General features: G+C 66.3%; 18 protein-coding genes. 3 read left to right on the top strand and 15 right to left on the bottom strand.

What is annotated here, in order from left to right:
- Positions 1-25 precede the first annotated feature (25 nt).
- Positions 26-418 carry a barstar family protein gene (locus ABR323_RS07935; protein ID WP_439448895.1) on the bottom strand — a complete coding sequence of 131 codons (393 nt, stop codon included), beginning with the start codon at positions 416-418 and terminating at the stop codon, positions 26-28.
- A 271-nt stretch (positions 419-689) separates the two neighbouring features.
- On the opposite strand from ABR323_RS07935, the gene ABR323_RS07930 reads away from it, so the two are divergent.
- Together ABR323_RS07930 and ABR323_RS07925 are read left to right on the top strand one after the other, a co-directional pair.
- On the top strand, positions 690-2912 hold the full coding sequence (locus ABR323_RS07930) for a methyl-accepting chemotaxis protein (RefSeq protein ID WP_439448894.1): 2223 nt from the start codon (positions 690-692) through the stop codon (positions 2910-2912).
- A 167-nt stretch (positions 2913-3079) separates the two neighbouring features.
- A complete protein-coding gene (locus ABR323_RS07925; protein ID WP_005415760.1) occupies positions 3080-3448 on the top strand; it encodes a glycine zipper 2TM domain-containing protein in 369 nt (122 codons plus the stop codon).
- A 120-nt stretch (positions 3449-3568) separates the two neighbouring features.
- Here ABR323_RS07925 and ABR323_RS07920 read toward each other — a convergent pair whose 3' ends face one another.
- The 5 genes from ABR323_RS07920 to ABR323_RS07900 all read right to left on the bottom strand — a co-directional run bounded on the left by ABR323_RS07920 (position 3569) and on the right by ABR323_RS07900 (position 9249).
- Positions 3569-4696 (bottom strand): ABC transporter permease, encoded by a 1128-nt coding sequence (locus tag ABR323_RS07920; protein ID WP_135272772.1) that lies wholly within the window; start codon positions 4694-4696, stop codon positions 3569-3571.
- A complete protein-coding gene (locus tag ABR323_RS07915; protein ID WP_439448893.1) occupies positions 4693-5880 on the bottom strand; it encodes an ABC transporter permease in 1188 nt (395 codons plus the stop codon). Before ABR323_RS07915 ends, ABR323_RS07920 begins: the two co-directional genes overlap by 4 nt.
- Positions 5865-6878: an HlyD family secretion protein gene (locus tag ABR323_RS07910; RefSeq protein WP_439448892.1), complete on the bottom strand. Its 1014-nt coding sequence runs from the start codon at positions 6876-6878 to the stop codon at positions 5865-5867. The genes ABR323_RS07915 and ABR323_RS07910 overlap by 16 nt, the downstream gene beginning before the upstream one ends.
- On the bottom strand, positions 6871-8277 hold the full coding sequence (locus tag ABR323_RS07905; protein WP_439448891.1) for a TolC family protein: 1407 nt from the start codon (positions 8275-8277) through the stop codon (positions 6871-6873). The genes ABR323_RS07910 and ABR323_RS07905 overlap by 8 nt, the downstream gene beginning before the upstream one ends.
- A 78-nt stretch (positions 8278-8355) precedes the next feature.
- Positions 8356-9249, bottom strand: a complete 894-nt coding sequence (locus ABR323_RS07900; RefSeq protein WP_439448890.1) for a LysR family transcriptional regulator ArgP — start codon at positions 9247-9249, stop codon at positions 8356-8358.
- 106 nt (positions 9250-9355) lie between these two features.
- On the opposite strand from ABR323_RS07900, the gene ABR323_RS07895 reads away from it, so the two are divergent.
- Entirely contained in the window at positions 9356-9976 is a 621-nt protein-coding gene (locus ABR323_RS07895; RefSeq protein ID WP_135272777.1) for a LysE/ArgO family amino acid transporter, read from the top strand.
- Positions 9977-10026: 50 nt separating this feature from the next.
- On the opposite strand, the gene ABR323_RS07890 is transcribed toward ABR323_RS07895, so the two are convergent.
- The 9 genes from ABR323_RS07890 to ABR323_RS07850 form a co-directional block, all read right to left on the bottom strand.
- Positions 10027-12081, bottom strand: a complete 2055-nt coding sequence (locus ABR323_RS07890; RefSeq protein ID WP_439448889.1) for a TonB-dependent receptor plug domain-containing protein — start codon at positions 12079-12081, stop codon at positions 10027-10029.
- Between the two features lie 253 nt (positions 12082-12334).
- Positions 12335-12607 carry a M23 family metallopeptidase gene (locus ABR323_RS07885; protein WP_439448888.1) on the bottom strand — a complete coding sequence of 91 codons (273 nt, stop codon included), beginning with the start codon at positions 12605-12607 and terminating at the stop codon, positions 12335-12337.
- The gene (locus ABR323_RS07880; RefSeq protein WP_439448887.1) at positions 12580-13839 is read right to left on the bottom strand and encodes a M56 family metallopeptidase; all 1260 of its coding nucleotides are present in this window, start codon (positions 13837-13839) and stop codon (positions 12580-12582) included. The genes ABR323_RS07885 and ABR323_RS07880 overlap by 28 nt, the downstream gene beginning before the upstream one ends.
- Positions 13836-14219: a BlaI/MecI/CopY family transcriptional regulator gene (locus ABR323_RS07875; protein WP_054171290.1), complete on the bottom strand. Its 384-nt coding sequence runs from the start codon at positions 14217-14219 to the stop codon at positions 13836-13838. Before ABR323_RS07875 ends, ABR323_RS07880 begins: the two co-directional genes overlap by 4 nt.
- A gap of 91 nt (positions 14220-14310) precedes the next feature.
- Positions 14311-15102 carry a type I methionyl aminopeptidase gene (gene map / locus ABR323_RS07870; protein WP_439448919.1) on the bottom strand — a complete coding sequence of 264 codons (792 nt, stop codon included), beginning with the start codon at positions 15100-15102 and terminating at the stop codon, positions 14311-14313.
- Between the two features lie 10 nt (positions 15103-15112).
- Positions 15113-15325 carry a ParD-like family protein gene (locus tag ABR323_RS07865; protein WP_439448886.1) on the bottom strand — a complete coding sequence of 71 codons (213 nt, stop codon included), beginning with the start codon at positions 15323-15325 and terminating at the stop codon, positions 15113-15115.
- Between the two features lie 68 nt (positions 15326-15393).
- Entirely contained in the window at positions 15394-15753 is a 360-nt protein-coding gene (locus ABR323_RS07860) for a bleomycin resistance protein (RefSeq protein WP_439448885.1), read from the bottom strand.
- A gap of 142 nt (positions 15754-15895) precedes the next feature.
- Complete coding sequence (locus tag ABR323_RS07855; RefSeq protein WP_439448884.1) at positions 15896-16780, bottom strand: hypothetical protein; 885 nt, start codon at positions 16778-16780, stop codon at positions 15896-15898.
- A 3-nt stretch (positions 16781-16783) separates the two neighbouring features.
- Entirely contained in the window at positions 16784-17848 is a 1065-nt protein-coding gene (locus tag ABR323_RS07850) for a GNAT family N-acetyltransferase (protein WP_439448883.1), read from the bottom strand.
- Positions 17849-17861: the final 13 nt, after the last annotated feature.

The following is a 17861-nucleotide window of genomic DNA, read 5'->3' as shown; positions in this document are numbered from 1 at the left end:
GAAACGCGTTGTCGTCGCCGCACGCTCAAGCGAGGACCAGAGTCACCTGCGGGTGGCCGTTGAAGATTTCCATCACGATCTCGAAGTAGGTCTGTCCCTGGCCCCGTTCCAGCGCCGCCAGCTGGCCCGTGACCGCCGCGGTGTTGAAGCTGCCGGCCGGATCGAGTTTAGACCGCAGCCACGCCCGTGTGGTCTCGCGACCCAGTGCGTGGCGGCTGTGTTCGATGTCGCGCCAGACCACCGTGGCGGAGGCATGACCGGCGAGTGCACCGTAGCCACCCCATAGCAGGTCATCCAATGCGTCCAGGCTTGGCCCCAGTTGCCAATCTTCGCCAGCCATGAATACCCGGTTGATTTCCACGTAGAAGCTGGTGATGTCGCTGATGGCTGCGCCGTCGATCTGCAGGACAAGGGTCATGCGACGACTGTATCGGCTTCTGCGGCATCGGTACGATTCCACGGGATTCTGGACGGTTTTGTCCGGTGCGAATGACCGGTGATGATCAAGGGCGGAGTGTGGGCGGGATTATCTTGTGAGTATGTCGTGACATTCTTGGGGTGCAGCGTTGTTGCTTTTCACGCCGGTCTGCACAGTTCCAGAGTTTTGGATCGATATAATAATCGAGGCCCATAAAGTTTCCCTTGGTCGAGCCGCCATCGATCGTACGGCCACGATCAAGGGAATTGAGATGCTCGCCTTACGCAACCTTCGTGTGGGTTTCCGGCTGGGTGCCGGTTTCGGTCTGCTGCTGCTGTTCATCATGGCCATCATCGGCCTCGTGCTTTATGGAAACCAGCTGAAATCCGCCCAGTTCGAGAAAGTGGTGGACGTCAACATGGTGAAGATGCGGCTGTTGAACGACATGCTCGATACCAACAACGCGGTGCTGATGCATCGCCGGTTGATGGTGATCAAGCGCGGCGAGGATTTTGATAAGGATTATCAGCGCGCACAGGAACTGTCGAAGACCTACGATGGCATCTGGGCCCGATATATCAAGATTCCGCGCGATGCCACCGGCAATGCACTGGTGACCCGTATCGACGCAGCGCGAAAGGCCACCGATACATCGACCCGACATCTGCATGAACGCATGAAGGCAGGTGATTTCGACGGCGCGGCCAAGGAGCTGCTGGCCGAGCATGGTTTGGCCACCGCCTGGAATGAATCGATCTCGGCCCTGCTTCGGCATCAGGAAATGCTGACCGAGCGCAGCCGTGAGGAATACCGTTCGACCGAAGCCTGGACCGGTACCTTGTCGATCGTGTTCGGGGCACTGAGCCTGTTGCTGGGTTCGTTGGCGGCGTGGGCGATTACCCGCAGCCTGACCCGGCCGCTGGAGGGTGCGGTGAAGCTGGCCGACGGCATCGCCGGTGGCCGACTGGACAGCAGCATCGACGCCTCCGGCAACGATGAGGTGACCCAGCTGCTGAGATCGATGCAGCGCATGCAGGCGCAGTTGCAGGCGGTGATGGCCGCCCAGGGCGAACTTGCCCGCCAGCACGATGCCGGCAGCCTCAGCTACCGCATGGACGAGAGTGCCTTCCCCGGCGACTACGGGCGCATGGTGCACGAGACCAACGCGCTGGTCGGCTCGCATGTGCAGGTGCAGAACCGCTTGATCGAGGTGATGAAGCACTACGCACGCGGTGATCTGTCGGTGGACATGGATCCACTGCCTGGCGAGAAGGCGGCGATCACCCAGGCGATGGATGAGACCAAGAGCAGCCTGTCAGCGATCAACAGTGAGATCCGCCGGCTGGCAACCGCGGCCGCAGCCGGCGACTTCAGCCTGCGCGGCGACGAGGATCGTTTCGCCTACGATTTCCGCGACATGGTGGCTGGGCTCAACCGGCTGATGCAGACCACCGACGAGAACCTGGTGCAGGTGTCTACCCTGCTGCAGGCCATCTCACGCGGCGATCTGACCGTGCGCATGGAGGGCGATTTCCATGGGGTGTTCGCGCGCATGCGTGATGACTGCAATGCCACGGTCGATCAGCTCAAGCAGATCGTCGGCCGCATCCAGGCCAGTGCGTCCAGCATCAATCTGGCGGCGGGCGAGATCGCTTCGGGCAACACCGACCTGTCGCGGCGTACCGAACAGCAGGCGGCGAACCTGGAAGAAACAGCGGCGTCGATGGAGGAACTGACCTCTACCGTGAAGCAGAACGCCGAGCACGCACGCCAGGCCAACCAGCTTGCCATCGGTGCGCATGGCGTGGCCTCGCAGGGCGGCGAGGTAGTCGGCCAGGTCGTGACGACGATGTCGGCCATCGAGGCATCGTCGAAGAAGATCGCCGAGATCATCTCGGTCATCGACGGCATCTCGTTCCAGACCAACATCCTGGCCTTGAACGCAGCGGTGGAAGCCGCGCGCGCCGGTGAGCAGGGCAGGGGCTTTGCGGTGGTCGCCAGCGAGGTGCGCACGCTGGCGCAGCGTTCGGCCGGTGCTGCCAAGGAGATCAAGGGCCTGATCGAGGATTCGGTCGGCAAGGTTGCCGATGGATCAGCGCTGGTGCGCCAGGCCGGCACCACGATGGGTGAGATCGTTGCCTCCGTGCAGCGGGTGACCGACATCATGGCCGACATCTCCGCCGCCTCGCAGGAACAGAGCTCGGGCATCGAGCAGGTCAATCAAGCGGTGGTGCAGATGGACGAGACAACCCAGCAGAACGCCGCGCTGGTGGAAGAGGCCAGTGCCGCGGCACGCTCGATGGAGGAGCAGTCCACGCTGCTGGCCGAGGCGGTATCGGTGTTCCGCACCGGTGCTGTCACGGCAGCAGCAGCGGTACGCCCGGCCCTGGCGGCGGTGGCTGCGACGGTCACTCCGGTACGGCGGCCAGCGTCGCTGTCACCGCGCATCGAGCCGACGCTGGCGGCCAATGCGGGCGGCTGGGAAGAGTTCTAGCAGGGCTGGAACGCCGGCAGGGAGACGGCGCCCATCGCGATGGCTGATCGCGATGGGCGCGGATTTTCTTCCTGAACGGGCGATGGCCGATGAAGTGGCGGACACACGCATTTCACTTCCGGTTGCCAACGGCGGGAGGACACTCGTGCCATACCAGACCTCAGGAGATGGCCATGAAGACTTCGACCCGACTGCTTGTGCTGGGCACGCTGCTGGCGGCATCGTCCGTTGCGGGCGCGCAGACCTACGGACCACGCGATGAGGGACGCAAGTTCAATGATGGCAGCCGTGTGGTCTGCAAGAACGTGGAAGTGCAGCGCAATTCACGCGACCCCAACCGTATTGCCGGTACCGCCACCGGCGCGGTGATCGGTGGCCTGCTGGGCAACCAGGTGGGTGGTGGCAACGGCAAGAAGCTCGCCACCGTGGCCGGCGCCGTAGCCGGCGGTGCTGCCGGCCGCCAGATCCAGGGCAACAGCCAGCAGAAGAACGGTGATCGCGTGGTCGAACGCCGTTGCGAGCGCGTCTATCGTTGATTGCGCGAACCGCTCAGCCCTTCCACACCGCAGTACTCGAACGCCGGCCCTGTGCCGGCGTTCCTCGTTGTGGAAAAAGGGGACGGAGGGGATTAAGTCGTAATTCCCCAAGCCGGCCGCTTACGACTTAATCCCCTCCGTCCCCTTTTCTGCGAGGAGGCGCCAGGTGGCGAGGCTGCCGTAGAGCAGCAGCAGGACGGTGAGGGTGATCAGTTCGTGGCTGACTTCGGCCAGGCTGGCGTCCATCTGGTTCAGGCGCACCATCAGGTTGATGCCCGAGGTGGTTGGCAACAGCTGCGCCAGCCAGACCAGCGGTTGCGGCGTCATCACCGAAGGCCAAGACAGGTTGGCCAGGAAGAACAGCGGGATGGAGGTGGCGATGATGTACTGGAAGGCGCGCTCGCGGGTGCGGAAGAAGCTGCCGACGAACAAGCCGAACGCCACTGTGGCGGCGATGAACAAGGTGCCGCCCAGCAGCTGGCCCAGCGGGTTGCCGCCACGCGGATAGTCCTGCACCCAGGCGGTGAAACCCGCGTAGTAGAACAGGCCGAACAGGCCGATCAGGCCGAAGCCCAGCGCCATGCCGGCCAGCGTTGGCAGGTCGAAGCGCAGGCGGCGGCCAAGTATGAGGCGGCGGCCGCCGAGCAGCACGCCGATACCCATCAACAGTGTCTGGTGCACGATCAGCTCGGCCACGCCGGGCACGATGGCGCTGCCATAGCCTTCCTGGGTGTTGTACAGCGGGCGCTGCACCAGGGTGACCGGCGGTGCCTGCGGCGCGCCCATGAAGGCGGCCTGGCCGACCACAGCGTCACGCCCGAACGCACCCAGTGCATCGGCCACACTGCCCAGCACCCAGCTGGCACGGCCCAGGTAGGCGCCGTTGCCGAGCAGCACCAGCTTGGCCGGGTGGCCGCGCAGGATGTCGCGCTCCAGGTTGGCCGGGATCAGCACGATGCCTTCGGCGTGGCCGGCTTCCAGCTGCTGGCGCGCGCTGTCGATGTCGGCCGGTTGCCCGACCACGCGTGCAACCCGTAGTGCATCGAGCTTGCGCAGCAGTTCGCGGCTGGTCGCGCTGTGGTCCTGGTCCACCACCAGCACCGGCAGGTTGCCGGCCACCTGGTGGCGGTATGCGGCCGGGTAGAAGAACGAGTACAGGATCACCGCGCCGACCATCACCACGATCGCATAGCGGTCGCACAGCACCGCCATCAGGGTCTGCCGCAGGCTGCGCCAGAGTGCGCTCATGCGTCGGCCCCCGCCGGTTGCGCGGCCTCGGGCGTGCGCGCGAAGGCGATAAGGCGCACGCCGCCGATGCCACCCGCCACGACCGCCATCAACAACAGCGTGGCCAGCGGCCATACCGAAACCTGCAGCGGCGAACCGATGAACTGCTGCTGGGTCTGCAGCTTGATGTAGGCGCTGAGTGGCAGCAGCTGATGCCAGACGCGGGTGAACAAGGGGCCGTCCAGCACCGGGAAGGTGGCGCTGGAGAACGCCAGTGCAGTGCCGATGCTGAGGCCCACTGCGGACAGCGCAGTGCCCATGTCACGGGTGACGCCGACGAAGAACAACGCGTAGGCGGCGGTGGCCAGATAGAACAGGGGCTGTGCGAGCAGCAGCAGGAGCACGCTGCCAGCCACACCATCGCCGCGCAGCCAGGCCAGGTAGCCGATGCCGAGCGCGCCATACAGCGAGAACAGCAGGATGTACGGCGCGACCTTGCCGGCAATCGCAGCCCATGGCGTGTGCCCCAACCAGTCGGGCAGGGCGCCGTCGCGGATCTCGCGGCCGAGGCTGCCGGCCACGGCAAGCGCCAGCACCAGCGACAACACTGCCGGGAAGATCAGTGGCAGCAGGAACAGCTCGTAGCTGCGCGCCGGGTTGTAGAGGATGTCCGACTGCACCGCGATTGGTGCCGCGCGCAGCTTGCCCGGGCCGACCTGCAGGCCGATGCGCTCGCGCAGCAGGCGTGCGTTCCAGGCAGAGACCGCATCACCGATATCGCGCGCGGCGGACTGGCCGGTGGTCATGTAGGTGGCGTTGTAATAGGCGAACACCGTGCCCTGGCGCCCACGCAACGCCTGCCGGGTGACATCACGCGGCACCAGTACGATGGCGAACACGTCCAGGCTGCGCAGCTGCGAACGCGCGTCTTCCATGTCCACGGGCTGGCTGGCGATACGCACTCCCGGGCTGGCATCGAGCATGCGCAGCAGCAGGCGGCTGTCGCTGCTGTGGTCGAGGTCGACCACGGCGATCGGGATGTCGCGCATCACCGAGGGCGTGAACATCCACGCCATCACCACCAGCATCAGCAGGGGCAGTACGGTGACCAGCATCAGATCGGCGCGGTTGCCGCGCAGCGACTGCAGTTCGCGCCGCCAGGAGGCGGCGACGCCGCCGTGGTCGGGGTTCAGTGTTGGGGCCATGCGAACAGCACGCTCATGCCGGGGCGGAAGCCCTCGATGCGGCGTACCGGGCGCACCCGCACCTCGAAGCTGCGGACGTCGTAGCCGGACGACTGGCGGGTAGTACGCCAGGTTGCATAGTCACCGGCCGGGTTGATGAAGTAGACCTCGAACTCGCCGTCCACGCCGAGCGCCGGCACGCTGCCCTGCAGCTTGCTGCCAACCTTCAGGCCCTGCATCTGCGATTCGCGCAGGTTCATCGCCACCCACATGCGGTCGATGTCGACCAGGGTGAACACTGGATAGCCGGCGGGTACCAGTTCACCCGGGTCAGCCATGCGCTTGTTGATTTCGCCGGCCACCGGCGCGCGCCCTTCCACTTCGACACGCGCGGCGTTGACTTCGGCCACCGCACCCTGCGCCTGCTGCACCTGGCCCTGTGCGGCGCGCTTGTCCTGCTCGCGGGCGCCGGCCAACGCCATGTCGTACTGCGCGCGGGCGGCGCGGGCCAGTTCGCGTGAACTGGTGGCCTGGGCATGCGCTTCGTCGCGCTTCTGCCGGGTCATCACTCCTTCGTTGAACAGGTTCTGCACGCGCTGGTAGGTGGCTTCAGCCAGCGTCGCACCGGCTTCGGCCCGCTTCCAGTTCGCTTCGGCGGCGCGGATGTCTTCGCTGCGTGCGCCTTCGTCGGCCTTGTCCGCCACCGCCTGAGCGGCTGCAAGCGCGCCGTGCGCCTGCTGTTCCTTGGCGGCCACTTCGGGGCTGTCGAGCAGGAACAGCACCTGCCCGGGTTGCACGCGGTCGCCCTCGCGCACCTTCAGTTCGGCCACGCGCGCGGTGATCTTGGCGGCCACGTTGATGGTGTCCGCGTCGGCCATGCCCTGGATCTGGTCGGCCGGGCTGCGCCAGGCCAGCCACAGGCCCAGCACCACCACGATCAGCAGAACCACCACCAGGATCGGTCCCAGCCGGCGCTTGCCGGGGGGCGTCGTTGCTTCGTCGTGCAGCACATCACTCATGGTCGATCACCTCGTCCGCACGCCGCCGGAATTCCTCGAAACGGTCCATCTGTCCACTGATCTCCAGCAACTGTGCCAGCGCAATATCGTATTGGTAGGCGGCCTGCGCGCGCTCGACACGGGCGCCGCCCAGGCCGAGCCGCGCGTCGATCACATCCAGCGAGGTGGCCTGGCCTTCGCGGAACGCCAGCGCCTGCAGGCGCAGGTTCTCCTGTGCCTGGGCGATGCTGCTGTCGAGCAGCACGTACTGCTGGCGCGCGGTTTCCAGTTCGTTCCAGGCCTTGCGCACGCCCAGTGCAACCTGGTTTTCGGCTTCGCGCAGGCCGGCTTCGGCCTGGTCCTGCTGCGCGCGCGCCGCGCTGATCTGCGCCGGCCGCGAATTCGGCGACAGGAAGGTGTACTTCAGGCCGATGCCGAACGCCCAGTCCGGATCGGTCAGCATCTCGTCGCGGCGGCGGAAGTCGTACTGGCCGAAGGCAAAGATCTGCGGCTTCAGCTTGGCCTGCTGCACGCGTACGCCCTGTTCGGCCTGCGCCACCATCGCACGCAGCCGCGCGATCTGCGGTTGGCGCGCCTGCGCGGTGCGCTCGAAGCTGGCCACCGGTTCCAGCGGCACGCGCTGCACGAACAGCGGCGATACCGGCTGCACTTCGCCACCACTGCGCAGCAGCGTGGCCAGCGCGGCCTTCAGCGTGGCCAGGTCGTTCAGCGTCTTCTGGTATTCGCGTTCGGCCTTGTCGCGGGCCACGGTGGCCTGCAGGCGCTGCGCACGGGTGGCGAAGCCCTCGCGTTCCAGCTTCTCTGCATCGGACAGGTGGCGGTTGAGGCCATCACGTACATCGCGGCGCACGTCCACCGCCTGCTCGGCCAGACGCTGGCCGAAATAGGCCTGGGCCAGCTGCACGGTCAGCGATTGGCGCTGTGCTTCGCGCTCGGCGCTGGCCTGTTCGTGCGCGGCGCTGGCGGCACGTTGCGCGGCCGGAATCACGCCGCCGGTGTACAGCGGCAGCACCGCGGTGACCACCGGGCGGGTGCGCCAGTCGCGTTCGGTGAACGACAGCGGCGAGTCGATGCCAAAGGCCTCGGCCACCGGTGCCAGCGAACCCAGTGGCAGGGTGAGGGTCTTCTGGAACTGCAGGCGGCGCACTTCGCCGGTGATCTCCGGCAGGCGCAGCAGGCGGGTGGCTTCCTGCAGGTCCTGCTTGTTGCGCACCGCTGCATCGGCGGCGGCCAGTGCATCGGAGACCTGCTCCAGGCGTTGCCGTGCCTGTTCCCAGTCCAGTGCTGGAGTGTCGGAGGTGGACTGAGCGAGGGCTGCGGGGGGCACGCCAACCAGCAGGGCCAAGCCCAATCCGACCGCTGCGCGGTGCATCCTTGTACGTCGGCCGATCACGCCCATGCCGTCCCATTGGTGAAGAAGTGCGCAAACGGTAGTGCGCGCGGCGTGAAGCCTGGGTCTGCGGTCATCGGATTGTCCTCAGCGAAGGGTGCCGCTGGCTGCAGTGCGCAGCGCCTGGGTGATGTGCTGCAGCGTGCTTGAGCGCACGGCGGCATGCTGCCAGTACAACGGCACATCGAGCCAGCGGCGGGGTTCCAGTACCACCACGCGGCCGGCGCGGACGGCGGGCGCGACAAGCGTTTCGGGGGCCATGCCCCAGCCGAGTCCGCACGCGGCAGCTTCGACGAAACCGGTGGAGGAGGGCAGGTAGTGTAACGGCGGCTGCAGCCGCGCGCGGGTGAGGCGCCGCACGAAACGCCATTGCAGTTCATCCTTGCGGTTGAACACCAGCATCGGGGCGTGCGCCAATGCTGCGGCCTGCATGCCGTCGCCGAAGTACTGGCGGGCGAAGCCGGGCGATGCGATGGCGTGGTAGCGCATGGCGCCGAGCGGATGCACGTTGCAGCCTTTCACCGGCTGGCTTTCGGCGGTGACCGCACCGAGCACGCTGCCATCGCGCAGCAGTTGCAGGGTGTGGTCCTGATCGTCCATGCGCAGATCGAACAGGTAGCCGTGACGTTGATGCAGGTCGGCGATGGCCGGCACGAACCAGGTATCGAGCGAGTCGTCGTTGACCGCCAGCGGGATCGGCGTGCGTGCGGCGTCGCTGCCGCGTTCGGGCAGCAGTTCGGCCAATGCCTCGGCTTCCAGCGCCTGCATCGGCCGCACACGGCGTAGCAGCGCCTCACCGGCCGTGGTGGGGCGGCAAGGTGCCTGGCGTACCACCAGCACCTGGCCAAGCCGATCCTCCAGGGCTTTGATCCGTTGTGACAGCGCCGACGGGCTGATCGACAGGCGGCGTGCGGCGGCCTCGAAGCTGCCTTCCTCCAGCACCGCGGTAAACGCGGTCAGTTGCGGATGTACCAGGTCCACGTGGAAGCCTCTTCAGTTCTTCTGCACAGGATAAAGAAAAAACAGATTGTCTTAACCGGACCCTTGGCCGCACCCTGCGCGTCCCCTCACTGCCTGGCTTGTCCTGATGTGGATTGCTGCTACCGCTGCCGGTCTGTTCGCAGGTGCCGGCCTGATCATCGCCATCGGCGCACAGAACGCCTTCGTGTTGCGCCAGGGCCTGCAGCAGCGCCACGTGGGTACGGTGGTGGCGGCCTGCGCCGGTGCGGACATCGTGCTGATCCTGGCCGGCGTCGGCGGCATGGGCGCGCTGGTGCTGCAGTGGCCATTGCTGTTGCAGGTGCTGCGCTTCGGTGGTGCTGCCTTCCTGCTCTGGTACGGCCTGCAGGCCGGGCTGCGGGCCTGGCGAGGGGGCAGTGCACTGGCCGCCGCCGAATCGCAGGGTGGCAGCGGACGTCAGGTACTGCTGACCTGCCTGGCCTTCACCCTGCTCAATCCGCATGTCTATCTGGACACGGTGGTGCTGCTCGGCAGCCTGTCCACGCGCTACCCGGGCGATCTGCGCTGGGCCTTCGCCGCCGGTGCCTGCGTCGCCAGCGTGGCCTGGTTCTGCATGTTGGGCTACGGCGCGCGCCTGTTGCAGCCGGTGTTTCGCAGGCCGAGCGCCTGGCGTGTGCTGGACGCAGGTGTTGCGGTCTTCATGCTCTGCCTCGCCACGCTGCTGCTGTTGCGCCCGCTATCTCCATGAGTGCGCGGCCGGGTACAGCGCGCTTGAGTGGTACTTCGTGCATAGGCCGATCACAGCGGAAGCTCCCATTGCAGGCGAAGACTTGGCACGGAACGCCGGGTGTTGCGAAGTACCTGTGATCCGCCTTCGTCGAAACGCCACTGGCCGGTCTCGATGTCCTGCGCCAGCAGGTTCGAGGCGGTCAAGCGCAGCTTGCCGTGCCGCTCGGTTGCGTACTGTGCCCAGGCATCCAGCTCGCGTCGATAGGCCGTGATGTCCAGCTCGCTCAGGCTGTAGCGTATTCTGCCTCCACTGCGATGGGTATACGCCAGGCCGCTGCTCCAGCGCGATGAAATGCGGTAATCGAGCGACGCACTGGCGGTGAATGGCACTTGGTCTTCAATCCGATTGTCGGGCCCGGGAACATCCCTGACCCGGGAGTGGTTCCAGGTGGCGTTGCCGCGCAGCTCGATATCCGGCCCTCCGCGGTACAGACGTGCCAGCGGCATCCTGCCATCCATCTCGATTCCCCAGGCCATGGCGCGGGTACCGTTGACCGGCGTTGATACCCAGCGCCCGTCACGTAGTACCGTTTCATTGCGGATCGGTGCGTCGATGCGGCGCAGGTAGCCGCCGATGCTCCCTTGAGTACCTTCACTGCCGTGCATTTCCCAGGCCGCATCCAGGCCCCACGCCAGTTCCGGACGCAGCGCTGGATTGCCGATCTCGTCAGGGTTCAGTGGGCGGTTGTTCGTGGAAGTGTACGGACGCGGGACCAGTGAGCGCAGCGCTGGTGCGCGGAAGCTGCGGCTCAATGAGACCCGTAGCTGGTCCTTGCCCTTTGCACGCTTCCACAGGCCCTGCAGGACCGGCGTGAACACGCTGGCACGGTGACGCGTCGTGGCGAAATTCCGACCTTCGCTGCGGGTCTGCAGTTGTTCCCATCGTCCGCCGACGTAGAAGGCACTGCGCGCGCCCCAGGGAAACTCATCCTGCGCGTACAGCGCCATGCGATGCAGCCGCGCATCGAAGAAGAGGTCGCTGAACGTCGACGGTTCGCTGGGAGAAGAATGCAATTGCTGCACTCGGGATTCACGCCGCGAGTCCATGCTGCTTTCGGCACCGACCTGCAGTGTATGGCGGCCCCACGCCGGCAAGGTCCACTTCACGCGGGTGGTGCCACCCAGCACGTGCAGCTTCGCATCGGTGCGATCGAAAAGATTATCCTGCTGTGCCTCATCCTGTCCTTGTTCGCGAAAGCGGTAGTCCTCCCGGTTTCCGTCCATTGCCAGGCGCAGGTTCAGGCTGCCTCCATCCGACAGTTTTTTCTCCCACTCTGCGCTGACCTGGCCCTGGTCAAGACGCAGGTGCGTGCGCTGCCGGTAATGGGGAGTGCGTAGCGGCGGACCCAGCGGCGTGTCCCAATCAATGGACATGTCGCGACGGAAGTCGGACGCGTCCAGCAGGGCCTGCAGCGAAAGGGTGGTGTCATCGCTGGTTCTGAACGTCAGTGAGGGCGAGAGCGAAACGCTGTCGCGTTGGCCGGTGGCACGCAGGCGCGATTGTCGATGCAGCAACGGCGCACCAACACCGTCCCAAGCGTCTTCTCTGCTGCGTTCCTCCACCAGGAATGCGCGGGCGGTTGCCGTGGCGGTCAGTGAATAATCACGATCGAGGTTGGAGCGGGCCTGACGCCAGCTTGCTGACGGGGTCATGCGCCCTTGGGTATCCGTCCATGAAACCGTCAGTCGTTGACTGTCTTTTGCAACCGGTGCACGGGTGACGATGTTGAGTGTGCCGGCGATGGCACCCATGCCCTGATCAGCGGAGGGCGCGCGCAGGATTTCGACGCGCTCGATCAGATCGGTGGCCAGTGAGTCCAGGCTGAAACCGGCGGGCGTGCGTTGGCCGTTCAACAGGATCTGCGTGTAGCCCGCGCCCAGGCCGCGTAGCGACACGGTGCCTGGGCGGCCTGGTGCGCCGCTGGAAACGCTGACACCTGGAAGGCGCTTGAGTGCCTCCAGCAGGTCGGTATCACCGTGTCGTTGCAACGTATCGTGGTCGACGACAATACGGCTGGCGGTGTCGTCACGGCGAGCATCGTAGCGCCCGGCCTGGACCTGCACGGCGTCCAGATCGGTCGTGATCGGAGGCGCGGGTGTCGTTGGCGGAGCCGCCGCTGCGGTCGTTGATCCCGTCAGACAGCCGATGGTGAGCCATACCCTGGCGCGCGAACGCACCGTTGTCGCGGAGGACGAAGATCGTTGCATTGGTGTGCAGTTCCTTTGTCATGGCGTGACAGCCGGCCGCAGCAGGTCCTCCCGCGACCGGGAATCGAAACGATGCGAAGAGGTGAGCGGCGGCGCGCCGGTCAGTGCATTACTGCAGCCAGTGCTGCGGGTCCACTCGTGTTCCGTTGCGCAGCAGTTCCATGTGCAGGTGTGGGCCGGTAGTGCGCCCGGTGTTGCCGCTGCGGGCGATGGGATCACCCCTGCGCACCTGCTGGCCTGGCTGTACCGCGAAGTCCTGCAGGTGTGCAAACAGCGACTGCCAGCCACCGCCGTGATCGATCACGACAACCGTGCCGTAATTCGCACCATCGGGATAGGCGTGCGTGGCGGCGATCACGGTGCCGTCGGCGGGGGCAAGCACGGCGGTGCCACGGCGCGGCCGTCGGCGGGGGCAAGCACGGCGGTGCCACGGCGCGCGGCGAAGTCGGTACCGTGATGGGCGCTCTGGCGGAAGTCGGCGACGTGCCCGAACACGCTGGTGACCCGCGCATTGGACAGTGGCATGAAGAATGACGGAGGTGGCAGCGTGGCTTCCACCAGTGTTACCGACGCGGTGGGGAGTGGCAGCGTCGCGGGCGTCGGTGCTGCCACCACGGTTGCCTGTACGGTGGCCACGCCGACTGTGCAGGCAGAGCCCAGTGCGAGCAGCAGCAGGATGCTGGTAATGCCTGGGCGGCGACCGTCATCACCCTTCAGCATGTGCTGCAGGCGCACCTGGTGGCCGCCGAGGTCGCGATGGGTGAGGGCGCTGGCCGGTTGCACTGCCGTCGCGTAGCGAAGTGTCTGGACATAGGCGTGGGCCAGCAGACGGCCGTCGTTGGCGGCGCCACCCTCGGCCAGTGCTCGCGCATCGCATTGCAGTTCGGCGGCCAGTTGCATGCGCGCGGCAATGCGTCGAACGAAGGGATTGAACCAGTACAGCGCACCAATAAACCGCATCAGCGCAGCGCGCTGGGGGTCGCGGCGCTGCAGGTGGGCCGCCTCGTGGCCGATGACCAGGCGAAGCGTACGATCCGGCAGGGCCAGGCATGCCATGGGCAGGATGATCTGCGGCTGCGGCCTGCACAGGGCGAAGGGCGTGCCGCCGCCTTCTACAATGCGCAACGCGACGCCTTCCTGCTGCAGCCCCTGCACAGCGTGACGCGATTGCGGGCCAGGCAGCTGCGCAGTCTGCAGCGGGTGGCTGCGGCGTAGCAGGGCCCGCAGCCGGTGGCTGGCCAACGCCCAACGAACGAGGGCCAGCATGACCCCTGCGATGTAGACGGTCAGCAGCAGTGGCGTCAGCCAGGCCATCAATGGTTCGGTTGCCGTGAGTGCAGGCAGTTGCACAGGCCGCAGTACGCCGGTGCCGCTGTCCAGCGCAACAGGCAATGCGCTGGCCAGCTCCTGCACCGGTGCCACCTGCACCGGCAGCAACAGCGCAAGCAAGGGGGGCAGCACAGCACACAACCACGCCCCCAGCCAGAAGCGTGCCGAAGCATGTGAAAGCCTGAGCAGCCGCTGCAGCAACTGCGCGCCGTACCAGACCAGGCCAGCCCCCAGCAGGCTCGCAGCGAGGCTGATCATCCATGGCGCGGTTGATGACAGGCTCATGGCTGGTCCTCGTCATCCTGGAGCAGCAGCGCCTGCAGTTGCTCGATTTCCTTGTCGCTCAGCAGGCGGCTTTCGGCGAATGCCTGGGTCGGCAGCGGCCCGTCGATCTCCAGCACGCGACGGGCGAAGTCGGCACTGAGTGCGGCCAGTGTGGCTACCTTGCCGGCCTTGGCACTGTAGACATTCAGGCCATGCTGGCTGCCCTCTTTCACCAGCCCCTTGTCGACCATCCGTTCCAGCGTCTTGCGCGTGGACGAGTACGACCAGTCCAGTGCGGCAGCTGCCGCATTGTGCAGTTCACGCGCGCTGCAGGCGCCGTCGCGCCACAGGCACTTCAACAACTCCAGTTCGGCGTTCGAAGGTGTTGGGACGCGGGGCATGGTCAGACCTGGGCGTGCGATTGATGTCGTGAGTGTGCGACAGATGTCGCACGCCATGCAAGAGGGACATCAAGGCGCGGAGGTGCTGAGGTCAGCCGGTCGCCATCCGGTCGATGGCGCATAACGGCGTCTCGCCAGGGCGCAGGGTCAGCACGCGCACGCCATTGCGAGTGACCGCCACGGTGTGCTCGAACTGCGCCGACAGCTTGCCGTCGCGTGTGTACACCGGCCATTCGTCCGGCTGCTGGCGGATGGCCGGCTTGCCCTGGTTGAGCATCGGCTCGATGGTGAACACCATGCCTTCTTCCAGCACCCTGCCGGTGTTGGGATGGCCGTAGTGCAGGATCTGTGGCTCCTCGTGCATTTCCTGGCCGATGCCGTGGCCGCAGTATTCCTTCACCACGCTGTAGCCGTGGCTGCGCGCATGACGGGCGATGGCATGGCCGATATCGCCCAGGCGCGCGCCGGGGCGCACTGCGGCGATGCCTTTCCACATCGCCTGGTAGGTGGTCTGCACCAGCCTGCGCGCGGCGTAGTCCACGTCGCCGACAAGATAGGTGGTGCTGGAGTCGGCAATGTAGCCGTTCTTCTCCAGGGTGATGTCGAGGTTGACGATCTGACCGTCGTGCAGCACGTCGGTGGTGCTGGGCACGCCGTGGCAGATGACGCTGTCGATCGAAGTATTGAGCACGTACGGGAAACCGTACTGGCCCTTGCTGGCCGGCCGCGCCTGCAGTTCATCGACAATCATGCGCTCGACGAAGTCGTTGATCTCCATCGTGCTGCGGCCCTGCAGCGGCAATCGGTCGAGTGCGGCGAACACCTGCGCCAGCAGGCGACCCGACTCGGCCATCAGCGCGATCTCGTCCGGGCGCTTGATGATCGCCATCGACTCAGACCTGACCCGGCGGCAGCAGCGGCGGCTGCACGCCGGCCGCGCGCAGTTCGCTGGCGACGATGTCCTGGAAGCTCAGCGTGGGGTTCAGCTCGCACAGCATGCCGATCCGGATCCAGAAGTTGGCCTGGGCGTTGATCGAGCGGCTGGAGACGGTGCAGGCACGGCGCAGCTGGTCGTGCAGGGTGTCATCGATGTTGACGATGCCCATGGGTGGTCCTGGATGAGTTGATATACGAAGCGTATATGTTTCGTATACTCCACTCAAGGCCGGGTGGTTCAGCTGGCGTCGGTGGCGAAGCGCAGACGGTTGCCATCGGGGTCGCGCAGCAGCATTTCGCGGCTGCCCCATTCGGTGTCATGCGGGGGCTGCTCGATCGGCACGTTGGCCGCGCTGAAGGCGCGGTGCAGGCCGTCGACATCGTCGACGATGAAGTACACCGCGCCGCCGACCTCGCAGTCGCCGCTGTGTTCGGTGAGGAAGATCGTCTGGCCGTCGCGGGTGAGTTGGGCGAACAGCGGGAAGCCGGGTTCGAAGCGGTGTTCCCAGTCGACCACGAAACCCAGCCCCTGCACGTAGAACGGCAGCGTGGTGTCGGCGTGGCGCATGCGCAGTTGCGGGATGACGGTCTGGGCCATGGCGAGGGCTCCTGGGGTAGGAGCCCAGTGTAGTGCCGGCCGCTGGCCGGCATCCTCGTGAGCCTGGGAAGAATGAGGTTGCCGGCCAGCGGCCGGCACTACCGGAGCCACGCCGGCCAGCGGCCGGCACGAACGACAGCGCTCAGCAGGCCGTCGGCACCGCGGCCATCGCGGCCAGCAGTTCGCGGTTTACCTGCTGGTGCCGCGCCTGCCAGACCGGCAGATCCTCGGCGCTGACGTCAGGCTGGCCATCCAGCGACGACAGCCAGCGCTTGAAACGGCTCTGGTAGTGGGCCAGCGACACTTCGCCGGTGATGTCACTGCCAACCAGACCGCCGGCGCGCAGCGCTTCGATCACCACCAGCGCGTCTTCCAGCTGGAAATGGCCCTGGTCCCAGTTGCTGCGGGCGACGTCTTCGGCGAACACATCCTTGTCGATCGACAGATAGGTCGGCTGCGGCGACTTGGCCTGCTCTGCGGCGAACGCGGCGACCAGTGCCTCCGGGTGCTCGAACCGCCGGAACGCACGGCCCATGCCGAGGCGATGGCCCCAGCCCACGTCCACGTCCATGCACCAGTAAGTCAGACGCCCGCCCATCAGCGGCCGCCAGTGGTTTTCCCAGGCATGGCCGAGGCCGATGTCGCTGGAGGTGATGCCGAGCACGTGGATGTGCGAGACCTGCGGCAGCTTGCTGGCGGCGTTCACCCACGAACCGCAATGCATGCCGAACGGGAAACGCATGTTGTCCGGATGGTTGTCCAGCACCACCAGCTGGAACGGGGCCTGGCCACGCATGCGCTGCAGCAGCGGCAGGCTGAGATGATGGAAGTCGCCACTACCCAGCATGACCGTACCGAGCTGGGCGGGCAGTGGTGCCAGCACTTCAGCTGCGAAACGGTCCAGCGTGGCATTGCTGCAGGCGAAGCGCAGTGGATCGTGCCACTGCGGCAGGGCCAGGGTCTGCGCCTGTGGCAGCGGCAGCACGCCACCGTCCAGGTCCAGGATCAGCGGGGAACGCAACGGCATCGTTCAACCGCCTCCATCAGGTTCGCCCTGCAGGTACGGCGCCAGCCTGCGCAGGGCGGCGCGCAGCAGCGGGGAGCGGGCGTGGATCGCATGCCGGGTGGAGGTGAAGCGGGCGCCCAGCTCGGCCTTGATCCGCGAATCGGTCCAGCCGGCCACGTAGTGGCTGAGGCCGTGCTGCAGCGCGTATTCGAGGTTGTGCATCCAGCTCACCGCGTACAGGTTGTGCTCGCGTGACTGCGGGTAGGCCAGGCCGATGTATTTGTCCACCAGCTTTCCGGCGTGGATGTAGCACAGGTTCCAGCCGATCAGCTGGCCCTGGTGGCGGTACAGGAACATCCGTCCCTGGCCCTGGCTGTCGGCCAGAAGATGCTGGAAGTAGGGCAGGTCGAGCTGGTCGAAATGCACTGCGCTCTGCGCGTACACGCCCAGGTACAGCGCGTACAGTTCGGCCTGCAGCTGCGGATCGGCCAGGGCCGGATCACCGGTGGCGATGCAGTCAATCTGCAGCTCATCACGCGAGCGCAGCTTGCGCCGGATGTTCTTGCGGCGCGAGGACGACAGGCGGGCGAGATAGCCATCGAGCGAATCGAAATCGATCGCCACCCAGGCCAGTGGCATGCCTTCCAGTTCGACGAAACCGCGTGCCAGCAGCGCCTGCAGGAAGGCGCTGCTGTGCGCATTGGCCGCGTCGTCCAACAGCGGTGAATCGATCGCCAGGTCCTTGACCACCAGCAGCCGGGTATCGCCGATCGCGTGACGCGTCACGTCCTCGGCCAGCGCCTCTGGCGCGACGTGTGCCGGCAGCGGGGTGTACTCGGTGCTGGTGGCACCGACGAAGCGGGTCTGCCAGGTGATCCACGGCCGCCACAGGCGCGACAGCGGCAGGCCGAGCAGCTTGCCGCGCAGTTCGTCGTCCATCGTGGTGGTCAGGTCCAGCGGTGCACGGAAGGTCGGCAGGCCGCTGGGAAGCCGGCCTGCCTCGAATCCGAGCGGCGGGTGGGCCAGGAAGCCCTCCAGCAGCGCGGCCGGTTCCAGCGAAGTGCTGGATGCGCGTGACGTCATTTCCATCGGCACGGGAACC

The sequence above is a fragment of the Stenotrophomonas sp. ATs4 genome (assembly GCF_051861585.1).
Taxonomy (GTDB): domain Bacteria; phylum Pseudomonadota; class Gammaproteobacteria; order Xanthomonadales; family Xanthomonadaceae; genus Stenotrophomonas; species Stenotrophomonas maltophilia_AS.
The sequence above is the reverse complement of the archived record's forward strand: the minus strand, read 5'-3'. Positions and strand labels throughout refer to the sequence as shown.